9 protein-coding genes and 3 tRNA genes are annotated in these 13,522 nt (G+C 46.8%); 9 read left to right on the top strand and 3 right to left on the bottom strand.

The genetic code is table 11. The annotated features are described in order from the left end of the window. Positions 1-145: 145 nt before the first annotated feature. From AAA946_RS11260 to AAA946_RS11230, 7 genes are all read left to right on the top strand, one after another. Positions 146-1,000: a helix-turn-helix transcriptional regulator gene (locus AAA946_RS11260; protein ID WP_338164932.1), complete on the top strand. Its 855-nt coding sequence runs from the start codon at positions 146-148 to the stop codon at positions 998-1,000. 649 nt (positions 1,001-1,649) lie between these two features. Beyond that, positions 1,650-3,314 carry an ABC transporter substrate-binding protein gene (locus AAA946_RS11255; protein ID WP_338164931.1) on the top strand — a complete coding sequence of 555 codons (1,665 nt, stop codon included), beginning with the start codon at positions 1,650-1,652 and terminating at the stop codon, positions 3,312-3,314. 129 nt (positions 3,315-3,443) lie between these two features. Further along, positions 3,444-4,364 (top strand): oligopeptide ABC transporter permease OppB, encoded by a 921-nt coding sequence (oppB, locus tag AAA946_RS11250; protein ID WP_338164930.1) that lies wholly within the window; start codon positions 3,444-3,446, stop codon positions 4,362-4,364. Between the two features lie 15 nt (positions 4,365-4,379). Beyond that, a complete protein-coding gene (oppC, locus tag AAA946_RS11245) occupies positions 4,380-5,282 on the top strand; it encodes an oligopeptide ABC transporter permease OppC (RefSeq protein ID WP_338165824.1) in 903 nt (300 codons plus the stop codon). 19 nt (positions 5,283-5,301) lie between these two features. Beyond that, the gene (locus AAA946_RS11240; protein WP_338164929.1) at positions 5,302-6,273 is read left to right on the top strand and encodes an ABC transporter ATP-binding protein; all 972 of its coding nucleotides are present in this window, start codon (positions 5,302-5,304) and stop codon (positions 6,271-6,273) included. Between the two features lie 5 nt (positions 6,274-6,278). Further along, positions 6,279-7,271, top strand: a complete 993-nt coding sequence (gene oppF / locus AAA946_RS11235) for a murein tripeptide/oligopeptide ABC transporter ATP binding protein OppF (RefSeq protein WP_338164928.1) — start codon at positions 6,279-6,281, stop codon at positions 7,269-7,271. Between the two features lie 260 nt (positions 7,272-7,531). Beyond that, a complete protein-coding gene (locus tag AAA946_RS11230) occupies positions 7,532-8,482 on the top strand; it encodes a glutathione S-transferase family protein (protein ID WP_338164927.1) in 951 nt (316 codons plus the stop codon). A 70-nt stretch (positions 8,483-8,552) separates the two neighbouring features. Here the strand turns inward: AAA946_RS11230 and AAA946_RS11225 are convergent. The 3 genes from AAA946_RS11225 to AAA946_RS11215 form a co-directional block, all read right to left on the bottom strand. Next, positions 8,553-8,637 (bottom strand) — tRNA-Tyr (locus AAA946_RS11225). Positions 8,638-8,715: 78 nt separating this feature from the next. Continuing rightward, positions 8,716-8,800: transfer RNA gene (locus AAA946_RS11220), tRNA-Tyr, on the bottom strand. 79 nt (positions 8,801-8,879) lie between these two features. Further along, positions 8,880-8,964: transfer RNA gene (locus AAA946_RS11215), tRNA-Tyr, on the bottom strand. A 322-nt stretch (positions 8,965-9,286) separates the two neighbouring features. Between AAA946_RS11215 and AAA946_RS11210 the strand changes: the two genes are divergently transcribed. Beyond that, entirely contained in the window at positions 9,287-10,387 is a 1,101-nt protein-coding gene (locus tag AAA946_RS11210) for an efflux RND transporter periplasmic adaptor subunit (RefSeq protein WP_338164926.1), read from the top strand. Next, entirely contained in the window at positions 10,387-13,515 is a 3,129-nt protein-coding gene (gene vexH / locus AAA946_RS11205) for a vibriobactin export RND transporter permease subunit VexH (protein WP_338164925.1), read from the top strand. Before AAA946_RS11210 ends, vexH begins: the two co-directional genes overlap by 1 nt. Positions 13,516-13,522: the final 7 nt, after the last annotated feature.

The following is a 13,522-nucleotide window of genomic DNA, read 5'->3' as shown; positions in this document are numbered from 1 at the left end:
TTCAATAGTGCGTTCCAATAGCACAATCGAATGGTTCAGGGGTTTATGACTCAATAAAGCAGAATGATCAACCAGTGCCTTGTTGAGTGAGCATTAGGAATCATGGTAATTGAATAGGCATGTGAAGCTAAGATAAGGAGTGTCTATGTCTCAATCTACGACAATGACGGAACAAGCGGCTGTGTGGACTGAGTTCAACCGCCACTATCCACGCTTAATTGCATCCATCGGCGATGCAACTTTCTTGCAGCGCTTATCTGAGCTTACAACAGCGATCGTCGGCTATGACAGTTTAGTTGTGATGAGTTTTGATGGCGATAAAGCACCGGTTGTACTCTATAACGACACTAACTTCTTTGAAGACCACGCGTTAGATAAAGAGTTCATGAGCACGTTAGGGTTGGATCCGTTTTATCAACTGATCCGCCGAGGGGTAAAAGAAGGGGTGTTCCGCCTTGATGAGATTGCACCCGATGAGTTCTACAGTAGCGATTACTACCACAAGATCTACAAGCAAACGGGTTTACAGCAAGAACTCGGAGTGATTGCAAGCTGTGGCGATAAGCTTCGTTTGGTGTTGTCTATTGGGTTGCGTAACAGAGCGTCAGTGGATGTGGATGAAGTACAGGTCGTCAGCGGATTCTACGAGTTGATTACTGCCGCGATTTGCAAGCATTTTGAAGTTGGGCACCCAGATCAGCGCACGATAGGTCATCAACTGAATGACATCTTCAGTAACTTTGGGAAAGACTTTTTGAGTGAACGTGAATGTCAGGTGACTCAATTGGTGCTGCAAGGGTACTCTACTAAGGCGATTGCACCTTTGTTAGAAGTATCGACTGAAACCGTCAAGGTATACCGCAAGCGAATCCACAATAAGTTAAAAATATCTTCCCAATCGGAACTGTTTTCTCTGTTCTTGGAGGCGGCCTCAACGGTACCTGCGGACAGTAATATTGACCCTTTAACCCTGTATTTTGGGGGTAAGAGCGTACATTGATCACGCGTTATCCCCTATTAGGGTTATTGGGCTAAATGTTAAATATATTTAACATAGTGGCTGTTGGAACCAGTAAGCGCGATCCCGTTGCGTCTGCTAGTGACACATCTCCTTATCTGAGCGCACGCTTGAGCCGCGTAGCGCCGTCAGTTTACCCGATCTCTTGGTAGTCAGAGGTCGGGTTTTTTTTGTGATCTTAATCCGAGGTTGGGTGAAAGTAGCCAAATGAGCGTGATTTAGATCACATTTGGTTTTTTTTAGGTATTTGATAATCCTGATCGGCAGGTAAAATGAAAACGAATTGTTAAATGGCGTGGTGGAAAATTAGTCAAACATGCTGTTTAGTGGTTAAAAATTAGAATTATCAAGATATATCTCTGAAGTGAATTTAGTCACCAGTGATATGGCTTAGTAACTCCGCCTTTTAGCGGAGTTTTTATCTATTATTTATCTCTCCTAGGAGAATTATGCCATTTTTGCTACAAAAATATGGCAAATTGCTTTGAAGATTGGTAATGTGAACCGCAATCTTCGTAAGGATTTAGAATATTATGCTTACTTTGTGAGCTAAATAATTCTAAAATGCTGTCCGTTCTAGCAATTCTTCGAAGAAGTCATGGATGCAAAAATAAAACTTGGAGTTAAATGCATGTATAAGAATAAGATCACGCGAGCGATACTTGTAGGCGCAGGTATGTCGCTAGCGCTAGTAGGTTGTGGCGAAAAGCCAGAGGAAAAACAAACTCAACAACCTGCACCGGCTGCAGTGGAAAATACATCAGAAGTTAAATTGGCGGCTGTTCAGGAACTGGTTCGTGGTAACGGTACTGAAGTTGCGTCGATTGACCCTCACAAAACTGAAGGTGTTCCAGAGTCTCACGTAATCCGTGACCTTCTAGAAGGCCTTGTAAACCAAGATGCAGACGGTAACACTATCCCTGGTGTTGCAGAGTCTTGGGAAACGACAGACAACACTAAGTTCACTTTCCACCTTCGCAAAGACGCTAAATGGTCTAACGGCGACCCGGTTACTGCTCAAGATTTCGTTTACAGTTTCAAGCGTGCAGTAGATCCAAACACAGCATCTCCATACTCGTGGTACCTAGAAATGACCACAATGGAAAATGCGGCTGACATCATCGCTGGTAACAAAGACAAAGAAACACTTGGTGTGACTGCGACTGATGACCACACTCTTGTTGTACAACTAGAGCAAGCGGTACCTTACTTCGTTAAGATGATGGGTCACACAACCGTTAAGCCAGTACACCAAGCAACGGTTGAGAAGTTTGGCGATCAGTGGACTAAACCAGAAAACTTTGTTGGTAACGGTGCATTCGTTCTAGACAAGTGGGTAGTTAACGAGCGTATCGAGCTTAAGCCAAACGCACAGTACTGGGATAATGCTAACACTAAGCTAACCAAAGTAACGTTCCTACCGATCGAAAACCAAGTTTCGGAAATGAACCGTTTCCTATCTGGTGAAATTCAGATCACAAACGAACTGCCGATTGAGCACTTTAAACGTCTTCAGAAAGAGCACCCAGAATCGGTTAACGTGAAAGGTAACCTGTGTTCTTACTACTATGGTTTCAACAACCAAAAAGCACCTTTTGACGATGTTCGCGTTCGTAAAGCACTCTCTTACACTATCGACCGTGACGTAGTTGCTAATGCAATCATGGGTCAAGGTCAAAAGCCAGCTTACTTCCTAACGCCAGAAATCACTGCGGGCTTCAACCCAGCACTTCCAGCGTACGGCAACATGACTCAACAAGAGCGTATTGCTGAAGCGAAGAAGCTTCTTGCTGAAGCAGGTTTCGATGAGGGCAACCCTCTAAACTTCACACTGCTATACAACACGTCTGAAAACCACAAGAAAGTAGCAACTGCTATCCAATCTATGTGGAAGAAAGACCTAGGTGTTAACGTTACTCTAGAAAACCAAGAGTGGAAAACGTACCTAGATACTCGCCGTCAAGGTGACTTCGACGTGACTCGTGCTGGTTGGTGTGGTGACTACAACGAAGCTTCAAGCTTCCTGTCACTAATGCAATCTAACAACAGCTCAAACGATCCTAAGTACCACAGCGAAGAGTACGATGCGGTAATGGCGAAAGCAATGGCTGCAACTAGCGACGAAGAGCGCGAAGCGCTATACATCGAAGCTGAAAAACTGCTAGCGCGCGATATGCCAATCGCACCAATCTATCAGTACGTTACATCTCGTCTAGTATCACCTAAAGTCGGTGGCTACGCGGTGAACAACGCTGAAGATAAGCTGTTCTCTAAAGATATGTACATCGTAGAGTAATTGCTTCTCAAGTAATTCAATAGAGTAATTTCTACTCATATAAAACTATAACTATGAAGGCACTGCATGTGGAAACACATGCAGCGTCTATTGCTATTTTTAATTGTCACAGACTGGATGGATGAGTTTATGTTTAAATTCATTATGAAACGGATTTTTGAAGCAATACCAACGCTATTGGTATTGATCACCGTATCTTTTTTCCTGATGCGTTTTGCACCGGGTAACCCTTTTTCAAGCGAACGTCCGCTACCTCCAGAGGTAATGGCGAACATCAACGCAAAATATGGCCTAGATAAGCCGGTGTTTGAGCAATACACCACTTACCTAACCAACATCTTGCAAGGTGACTTCGGTCCTTCTTTTAAATACAAAGACTTCACTGTAAATGAGCTGGTATCCAATGCACTGCCAGTATCAGCAAAAGTGGGTTTCCTCGCGTTCATCTTCACCGTGATTATGGGGGTGAGTGTTGGAACCATTGCCGCATTGCGGCAAAACAGTTGGCTCGATTATGGAGTCATGGCCACCGCCATGCTCGGGGTGGTTATGCCCTCATTCGTACTCGCGCCGGTACTGATTTACATCTTCTCTATTAACCTTGGTTGGCTCCCAGCTGGTGGCTGGAATGACGGCTCATTTAAATACATGGCGCTGCCGATCATTGGTATGTCTCTGCTCTACGTGGCTACGTTTGCTCGTATTACCCGTGGTAGCATGATTGAAACGCTCAACAGTAACTTTATTCGTACCGCTCGTGCGAAAGGTTTGAGCTACCGCTACATCATTCTTAAGCACGCGCTTAAGCCAGCTCTACTGCCAGTGGTATCGTACATGGGACCTGCATTTGTAGGTATCATTACCGGTTCGGTGGTTATCGAGACCATCTTCGGTCTACCTGGTATCGGTAAGCTGTTTGTTAACGCAGCCTTTAACCGTGACTATTCGTTAGTAATGGGTATCACCATTTTGATTGGTTTCCTATTCATTCTGTTCAACGCAGTCGTGGACATCTTGCTTGCCATGATTGACCCGAAAATTCGTTACTAAAGGAGCTGAGTAATGATGCTAACGAAGAAAGAAAACTTAGAAGCAGTTGAAAAGTTTTCAGAAAATTTGGAAGTTGAGGGTCGCAGTCTTTGGCAAGATGCACGCATTCGTTTTATGCGTAACAAAGCCGCGATGGTCAGCTTGTTCATCCTAACCTTGATGACACTTGCGGTTATCTTCCTACCTATGTTCGCTCAATACGCATTTGACGATACCGACTGGTACGCGATGCATGCAGCACCAAGCGCAGACCACTGGTTTGGTACTGATGCACTGGGTCGTGACTTGTACGTCCGTACCCTGGTTGGCGGTCGTATTTCACTGATGGTTGGTGTACTAGGTGCGTTGGTTGCAGTAGTTATCGGTACCCTCTACGGCGCAGCATCAGGCTTTATTGGTGGCCGTGTCGACCGCATTATGATGCGTATTCTTGAAATCCTGTACGCAGTACCGTTTATGTTCCTAGTTATCGTACTAGTGACATTCTTTGGTCGCAACATCGTGCTTATCTTTGTGGCCATCGGTGCGATTGCTTGGCTCGATATGGCGCGTATCGTACGTGGTCAGACTCTGAGTCTGCGTAGCAAAGAGTTCATCGAAGCTGCGCACGTATGTGGTGTGAGCAAGTGGAAAATCATCACTCGTCACATCGTGCCAAACGTACTGGGTATCGTAGCGGTTTACTCAACACTACTTATCCCAAGCATGATTCTGACTGAGTCATTCCTTTCATTCCTTGGTCTAGGCGTACAAGAGCCTATGACAAGTTGGGGCGCACTACTACAAGAAGGTGCAAACACTATGGAAGTTGCTATCTGGCAGCTTATGTTCCCAGCAGCATTTATGGTGATAACCCTGTTCTGCTTTAACTATGTGGGCGACGGTCTTCGTGACGCGTTGGATCCAAAAGACAGATAATAAAGACTAAGGAAGTAATATGAGCTTATTAGATGTAAAAGATCTGCGTGTCGAATTTACCACGCAGGACGGTATTGTTACCGCTGTTAACGACCTGAACTTCTCACTAAACCAAGGCGAAACGCTGGGTATCGTAGGTGAGTCTGGTTCCGGTAAATCTCAGACGGTATTCTCTATCATGGGTCTGCTTGCGAAAAACGGCATTATCTCTGGTAGTGCTAAGTTTGAAGGCAAAGAGATCTTAAACCTGCCTGAGAAAGAGCTTAACAAAGTTCGTGCAGAACAAATCGCGATGATCTTCCAAGATCCAATGACCTCGCTAAACCCTTATATGAAGGTGAGCGATCAGTTGATGGAAGTACTCATGCTTCATAAAGGCATGGGCAAAGCAGAAGCATTCGAAGAGTCTGTTCGTATGCTAGAAGCGGTTAAGATCCCTGAAGCGCGTAAGCGTATCACTATGTATCCGCACGAGTTTTCTGGCGGTATGCGTCAGCGTGTAATGATTGCAATGGCGCTACTATGTCGTCCAAAGCTTTTGATTGCCGATGAGCCAACAACGGCACTCGATGTAACCGTTCAAGCACAGATCATGGATCTTCTGAACGAGCTTAAATCAGAATTTAACACAGCGATCATCATGATCACCCACGACCTGGGTGTCGTTGCGGGTTCATGTGACAAAGTATTGGTGATGTACGCGGGTCGTACTATGGAATACGGCACTGTAGATGAGATCTTCTACAACCCAAGTCACCCATACGCAGAAGGTCTGCTAAAAGCGATTCCTCGTTTGGATACTGAAGGTGAAATTCTACCGACGATTCCAGGCAACCCACCAAACTTGCTACGTCTACCACCAGGCTGCCCTTACCAAGAGCGCTGTCACCGCGCAACACCTCAGTGTAGCGTGGAAGCACCAAAGCTAGAGAACTTTGGTCAAGGTCGTCAACGTGCGTGTTTTTCTGATTGGGAGGCTTGGGCCAAATGAATGCAATGACAAATAACAAAGAACTTCTTTTAGACGTTAAAGAGCTTAAGGTTCACTTTAGTATTGCTTCCAAGTCTGCTTGGCCTTGGAGCAAACCAGCCAACCTTAAAGCGGTAGACGGTGTGAACGTTCGCTTGTACGAAGGTGAAACGCTGGGTGTAGTAGGCGAATCTGGTTGTGGTAAATCAACATTTGCACGTGCCATCATCGGCCTGGTTGAAGCGACCGATGGTGAAGTGATGTGGCTTGGTCAAGATCTGACTAAGATGCGTGAAGTTGAGCGTCGCAATACGCGTAAAGAAATCCAAATGATTTTCCAAGATCCTTTGGCATCGCTTAACCCACGTATGACAGTGGGCGATATCATCGCAGAGCCTCTTGAGACTTTTTATCCAGAGCTGTCTAAGCAGGAAGTGAAAGATCGCGTTAAGGAAATGATGACTAAGGTAGGTCTACTACCTAACGTTATCAACCGTTACCCACACGAGTTCTCTGGTGGTCAGTGTCAGCGTATCGGTATCGCTCGTGCGCTTATCCTAAAACCTAAGATGATTATCTGTGATGAACCGGTATCAGCACTGGACGTATCGATTCAGGCCCAGGTAGTTAACCTTCTGAAGGAACTACAAAAAGAGCTAGGCTTGAGCTTAGTTTTCATTGCCCACGATTTGTCGGTAGTAAAACATATCTCCGATCGTGTATTGGTGATGTACCTTGGCAACGCTGTTGAGCTAGGTGAATCGGAAGCACTGTTTGCAGATCCTAAGCACCCATACACGCGTGCGCTGATGTCAGCAGTACCTATCCCTGATCCTAAGTTAGAACGCTCTAAGACAATCCAAATGCTGGAAGGTGATCTGCCTTCTCCAATTAACCCACCATCGGGTTGTGTGTTCCGCACGCGCTGTCCACAAGCGACAGAGCAGTGCGCGCAACAAAAACCAACAATACAGGGAACGGACGTACACGCAGTGTCGTGCCTAAACGTAACCGTTTAGAGTATCCCAGTAATGTATAGCAAGGAAAAGCCTTAACCATTTGTGTGTGAGTGGTTAGGGCGGCTATTTTCAGCCTGTGACGGGCCTAAGCGCGACGAGATTTTTGGTCGCGCTTTTTTTGTATCTGCGATCCGCAATCGAACGTCTATGTCACCAGTTATTCAAAGAATTTGAACGACATAGTTAAAGCTATCCCATCAAGTTATTTTCCTGTTCGCTCTATACTTAGAATTATCAACAGCATCTAGAGGAACAGAGTCATGGGGAAATTAGTAGAAGGTGTTTGGCACGATGTTTGGTATGACACGAAAACATCTGGCGGTAAATTTGTCCGTGAAGACGCCGGGTTTCGCAACTGGATTGAAAACCGAGCGGATGCCGAGTTTCAACCTGAATCTGGTCGCTATCATCTGTATGTGTCGCTCGCTTGCCCTTGGGCACATCGTACTCTTATCTTCCGCTCTCTTAAGGGGCTCGAGCCGCACATTGATGTCACTGTCGTTTGTCCGGATATGCTTTCTGAAGGTTGGAACTTCGGCTTGCCTGAGCCTTTATTTGGTTTTACTAAGTTGCACCAGGTGTATACACAAGCTAAACCTGACTACACTGGACGAGTCACAGTGCCAGTACTGTGGGATAAGAAGACCAATACGATTGTCAGTAACGAATCCTCTGAAATTATTCGTATGTTCAACTCTGCGTTCAATGATTTAACTGGGAATCATGACGACTACTATCCAGAATCACTGCGTGCTGGCATTGATAACTGGAACGAGTTTGTCTATCCCAACATCAATAATGGCGTGTATCGCTGTGGTTTTGCCACCACGCAAGACGCCTATGAAGAGGCGTTTCACAATCTATTTGATGCTTTAGATAAGATCGACGCGCACCTTGCCACGTCTCGTTACCTCGTTGGAGAGAGTTTAACTGAAGCCGACTGGCGCTTGTTTACCACCTTAGTTCGTTTTGATGCCGTGTATGTCGGCCACTTTAAGTGCAATAAGAAACGCATCGCGGATTACCCGAACATTCAAGGCTACCTAAAAGAGCTGTATCAAGTTGAAGGGGTGAGTGCGACGACGGATATGTATCATATTAAGCGTCACTATTACTTTAGCCATACGGGCATCAATCCAACGCAAGTGGTGCCGCTTGGACCTGAATTGGATCTTGATTCGCCGCATGGACGTGAATCCATTGGTGGATAGGGCAGTGGTTGAAATATTCGGATAACAGAAACGAAAAAACCGACTCAAGCGAGTCGGTTTTTCATTTGTATGGTGGGGGGGGACGGATTCGAACCATCGAAGGCAGTGCCGGCAGATTTACAGTCTGCTCCCTTTGGCCACTCGGGAACCCCCCCAGGGGTTTTATACTTGGTCGATGTTTTCCCAACGCGTCGATTCAAGTTGGTTAGCTAATCTCATTAACTAACAAAATATGGTGGGGGGGGACGGATTCGAACCATCGAAGGCAGTGCCGGCAGATTTACAGTCTGCTCCCTTTGGCCACTCGGGAACCCCCCCAGGGGTTTTTATACTTGGTCGATGTTTTCCCAACGCGTCGATTCAAGTGAGTTAGCTGATGTCATCAACTAACAAAATGTGGTGGGGGGGGACGGATTCGAACCATCGAAGGCAGTGCCGGCAGATTTACAGTCTGCTCCCTTTGGCCACTCGGGAACCCCCCCAGGAGTTTTTATACTTGTTTGATGTTTTCCCAACACATCCCTCAAGTGCGGAGCGCATCATAACAAACTGCGCATGGCTGTAAACCCTTTTTTGCTGATTTTGAATCGAATGGTGCCTTTTTGGGCAGAGATGGCTAAAAAGCGTGTTTTTAGTCATTATTATTTGTACAGCAGCAAGTTATATTGATTGTACGCGATGGCGAAAAGTAGAGATTGCCCTAAATTGTAAATGAGTTGCAGTGGTTAGATTTACACTTCTTGACGTTACAGGGCGTATAACTCGTTAAAATAACCTCAGTTTTTAGACCATAAGACACATACAATGAAAAATAAAACCATAACGGGCTTGCTCGCACTGTCTATTCTGTGTGCCTCTCCAGCAAGTTTGGCCAAAAGGAGTTTTGGCGCTAAAGCAGTGTCGGTTGTGACCGAACCTGTTGCCATTCACCAAGTCTCGCAATCGCTTTCTTTAGTCGGCAAACTCGAAGCTGATGAGTCCGTCATTATTGCGTCTGAGGTGAACGGTATTGTTGATAGCATTCAAGTGACTGCTAACCAAACCGTTGAAAAAGGCCAGCTATTGGTTCAGCTTAATGATGACAAAGCATTAGCCGCTGTCGCAGAAGCTAAAGCTTATGTTCGTGACCAAAAACGTATTCTTGCGGAATTTGAACGCTTAGTGGATCGCAACGCGATAACGAAAACCGAGATTGATGCCCAAAAAGCGGTGGTTGAGATTGGTAACGCCCGTTTAGATGCCGCGAATGCCAATCTAAATGACCTTTATATAGAAGCGCCATTTTCTGGCACCGTGGGTTTGATTGATTTTAGTCGCGGTAAGCTGGTGAATGTGGGCACTGAGCTGTTGACGTTGGATGACCTCTCTGTGATGCAGTTGGATTTGCAAGTGCCAGAGAGCTACTTACCAATGCTTGAGAAAGGCATGGCGGTGACGGCGCGCACTTCAGCGTGGGGTACACGCATCTTTTCCGGTAAAGTTGTCGCCATTGATACCCGCGTTAATCAAGAAACGCTCAACCTTCGCGTTCGTATCCACTTCGACAACGAGGAAGCACGTCTTAAACCTGGCATGTTAGCTCAAGCTCGCATGGAGTTCCCTCCTATTGAAGCGCCAATTATCCCTGTCCAAGCCTTAGAGTATTCAGGCACTAAGCGTTATGTTTATGTTGTTGATGAGAACAATAAAGCACACCGCACCGAAGTGTTCCTAGGTGCCCGTGTAGGTAACCAAGTGGTCATCGAAAGTGGTCTAGAGATTGGTAAGCGTATTGTCGTTCAAGGTATCGTCAACATGCGCGATGGCGTGTCCGTTTCGGAAGTGGACGCAAGCGGCAGACCTGTTGGCGGCAAAGGCGGCAAACCTGAGGGTGCGACTAAGCCTGAAGAGAAGGAAACCAACTAATGTTGTTATCTGATGTTTCTGTAAAACGTCCGGTAGCCGCGATCGTACTTAGCTTACTGCTGTGCGTATTTGGTCTGGTTTCATTTAGCAAACTGGCCGTACGAGAAATGCCGGACATCGAAAACCCTGTGGTGTCGATCTCTACTCGCTATGACGGTGCATCCGCGACCATTATTGAAAGCCAAATTACCTCGGTGATTGAAGACCAGTTATCGGGTATTAGTGGTATCGACGAGATTGAATCGACCACGCGTAACGGCAGCTCTCGTATTACCGTGACGTTTGAACTTGGTTATGATTTGAACTCCGGTGTCAGCGATGTCCGCGATGCGGTCGCAAGAGCGCAGCGTGCACTGCCAGATGAAGCGGATGATCCACTGGTATTTAAGAATAACGGCAGCGGACAAGCTTCACTCTATATCAACCTCAGCTCCTCTGAGATGGATCGAACTCAGCTTACCGACTACGTAAACCGTGTGCTTGTTGACCGCTTTAGTCTGATATCCGGCGTGAGTTCGGTGGATATTTCTGGTGGTTTGTATCAGGTGATGTACGTCAAGCTTAAGCCTGCTTACATGGCTGGGCGCGGCGTGACAGCATCGGATATTACAACCGCGCTGCGAAGTGAAAACCTCGAAAGTCCGGGCGGTGAAGTTCGCAATGACGCGACCGTGATGTCGGTACGTACTGCGCGCGCTTACAATACGCCGATAGATTTTGAATACTTGGTGGTGAAGCGTGCGAGCGACAACACGCCTATTTACTTAAAAGATGTGGCTGATGTTTACGTAGGCGCAGAGAACGAGAACTCGACCTTCAAAAGCGATGGTGTCGTGAATGTGAGCATGGGTATTGTGCCACAATCGGATGCGAACCCGCTCGAAGTGGCGGACTTGGTTCATAAAGAAGTGGAACGCATGCAGCAGTTCCTTCCAGATGGAACGCGTTTGGCGATTGACTACGATTCTACCGTATTCATCGACCGCTCGATCTCAGAGGTGTACAACACCCTGTTTATCACCGGTGGTCTGGTTATCTTAGTGCTGTACATTTTCATCGGACAGGCGAGGGCGACGCTCATTCCTGCCGTAACCGTACCGGTATCGTTGATTTCATCGTTTATTGCGGCGTACTTCTTTGGCTTTTCCATCAACCTTATCACGCTAATGGCGTTGATCCTGTCGATAGGTCTGGTGGTGGACGATGCCATCGTTGTGGTTGAAAACATCTTCCACCATATCGAGAGGGGTGAATCTCCATTACTTGCGGCCTATAAAGGTGCCCGCGAAGTCGGTTTTGCCGTGGTAGCCACCACCTTGGTACTGGTGATGGTGTTCCTGCCAATCTCCTTTATGGACGGCATGATTGGCTTGCTGTTTACCGAGTTCTCGGTGTTGCTGGCGATGTCGGTGATATTCTCCTCGTTAATAGCGCTCACACTGACTCCAGTTCTGGGCAGCACTATCTTGCGTGCTAACGTTAAGCCGAACCGATTTACTCAGTTTATTGACCGTGGCTTTAAAAAGCTTGAGGGTGGCTATAAGTCACTGCTGGCGAAAGCGCTGAAATGGCGTTGGCTCGCGCCGATTGTGATTATGGCGTGTGTCGGTGGTAGCTTCCAACTGATGCAGCAAGTGCCTGCGCAGCTGACTCCTTCAGAAGACCGTGGTGTGATTTTTGCCTTTGTTCGCGGCGCAGATGCGACCAGTTACAATCGCATGGCGGCGAACATGGACGTGGTGGAAGAGCGTCTGATGCCACTGCTTGGTCAAGGTTTCTTAAAGTCATTTAGCATCCAATCGCCAGCATTTGGTGGTCAAGCGGGTGACCAAACTGGCTTTGTGATCATGATCTTAGAAGATTGGAATGATCGAGATGTTACGGCTCAGGAAGCACTGGGTGAGGCGAGAAAAGCTCTCGCTGGTATTGCTGATGTGCGTGTGTTCCCGTTCATGCCGGGCTTTAGAGGCGGTTCGAGCGAACCTGTGCAGTTTGTGATTGGTGGCTCCGATTATTCAGAGCTGCAAACATGGGCGGATAAGCTAGAGCAAGCGGCAGAGCAGTCACCTTATATGGAAGGGGCGAGTACCAACTACTCAGAAAAAACGCCTGAGCTGGTGGTAAGTATCGATCGCGAACGTGCGGCTGAACTGGGTATTAGCGTTTCTGATATTTCTGAAACATTGGAAATCATGCTTGGTGGTAAAAGCGAGACCACTTATGTCGATCGCGGTGAGGAGTATGATGTTTACTTGCGCGGTGATGAAAACAGCTTTAATAACGCGAATGACTTAAGCCAAATCTACATGCGTACTAAGTCTGGCGAGTTAGTGACGCTAGATACCGTGACTAAGATTGAAGAAGTGGCATCATCGATCCGTTTGTCTCACTACAACAAGCAAAAAGCGATCACGATTACCGCTAACCTTTCTGACGGTTACACCTTAGGAGATGCGCTGGACTTTTTGGATAGTCAGGCAATTGAGATGCTGCCAGGTGACATTTCGGTGAGCTATGCCGGTGAGTCAAAAGATTTCAAAGAGAACCAATCGAGCATTCTTGTGGTGTTTGGTCTAGCGCTTTTGGTTGCTTACTTAGTATTGGCGGCGCAGTTCGAGAGTTTTGTGAACCCATTGGTGGTGATGTTTACGGTACCTATGGGCGTATTTGGCGGCTTCTTAGGGCTGGTTATCATGCAGCAAGGGCTCAACATCTACAGCCAAATTGGCATGATCATGCTTATCGGTATGGTAACCAAAAACGGCATCTTGATTGTTGAGTTTGCCAACCAACTTCGCGACAAAGGCATCGAGTTTGAAAAAGCCATCATTGATGCTTCGGCAAGGCGTTTGCGCCCAATCATGATGACAGCATTTACTACGCTAGCAGGTGCCATCCCGCTCATCCTTTCAACGGGGGCGGGCTATGAGAGCCGAGTAGCAGTAGGTACGGTTATCTTCTTCGGTATGGCGTTTGCGACCTTGGTGACTTTGTTCGTTATCCCTGCGATGTACCGCTTGATATCGGCGCGTACTCAATCGCCTGGTCACGTAGAGGCAGAGCTCAATAAAGCGCTTAGCCATGATGTGAAAGCGCGAACCAGCCATGGTGAGTTAAACGACGTATAGGTCATAA

It is taken from the genome of Vibrio sp. 10N (genome assembly GCF_036245475.1).
Lineage (GTDB): Bacteria > Pseudomonadota > Gammaproteobacteria > Enterobacterales > Vibrionaceae > Vibrio.
Note: the sequence above shows the minus strand (reverse complement) of the source record. Positions and strands in the feature narration are given on the sequence as shown.

Excerpts from the sequence above, each read along its gene's own strand:
- AAA946_RS11260 (WP_338164932.1), top strand. The coding sequence starts at position 146 with ATGTCTCAATCTACGACAATGACGGAACAAGCGGCTGTGTGGACTGAG.
- AAA946_RS11255 (WP_338164931.1), top strand. The coding sequence starts at position 1,650 with ATGTATAAGAATAAGATCACGCGAGCGATACTTGTAGGCGCAGGTATG.
- oppB (WP_338164930.1), top strand. The coding sequence starts at position 3,444 with ATGTTTAAATTCATTATGAAACGGATTTTTGAAGCAATACCAACGCTA.
- oppC (WP_338165824.1), top strand. The coding sequence starts at position 4,380 with ATGCTAACGAAGAAAGAAAACTTAGAAGCAGTTGAAAAGTTTTCAGAA.
- AAA946_RS11240 (WP_338164929.1), top strand. The coding sequence starts at position 5,302 with ATGAGCTTATTAGATGTAAAAGATCTGCGTGTCGAATTTACCACGCAG.
- oppF (WP_338164928.1), top strand. The coding sequence starts at position 6,279 with ATGACAAATAACAAAGAACTTCTTTTAGACGTTAAAGAGCTTAAGGTT.
- AAA946_RS11230 (WP_338164927.1), top strand. The coding sequence starts at position 7,532 with ATGGGGAAATTAGTAGAAGGTGTTTGGCACGATGTTTGGTATGACACG.
- AAA946_RS11210 (WP_338164926.1), top strand. The coding sequence starts at position 9,287 with ATGAAAAATAAAACCATAACGGGCTTGCTCGCACTGTCTATTCTGTGT.
- vexH (WP_338164925.1), top strand. The coding sequence starts at position 10,387 with ATGTTGTTATCTGATGTTTCTGTAAAACGTCCGGTAGCCGCGATCGTA.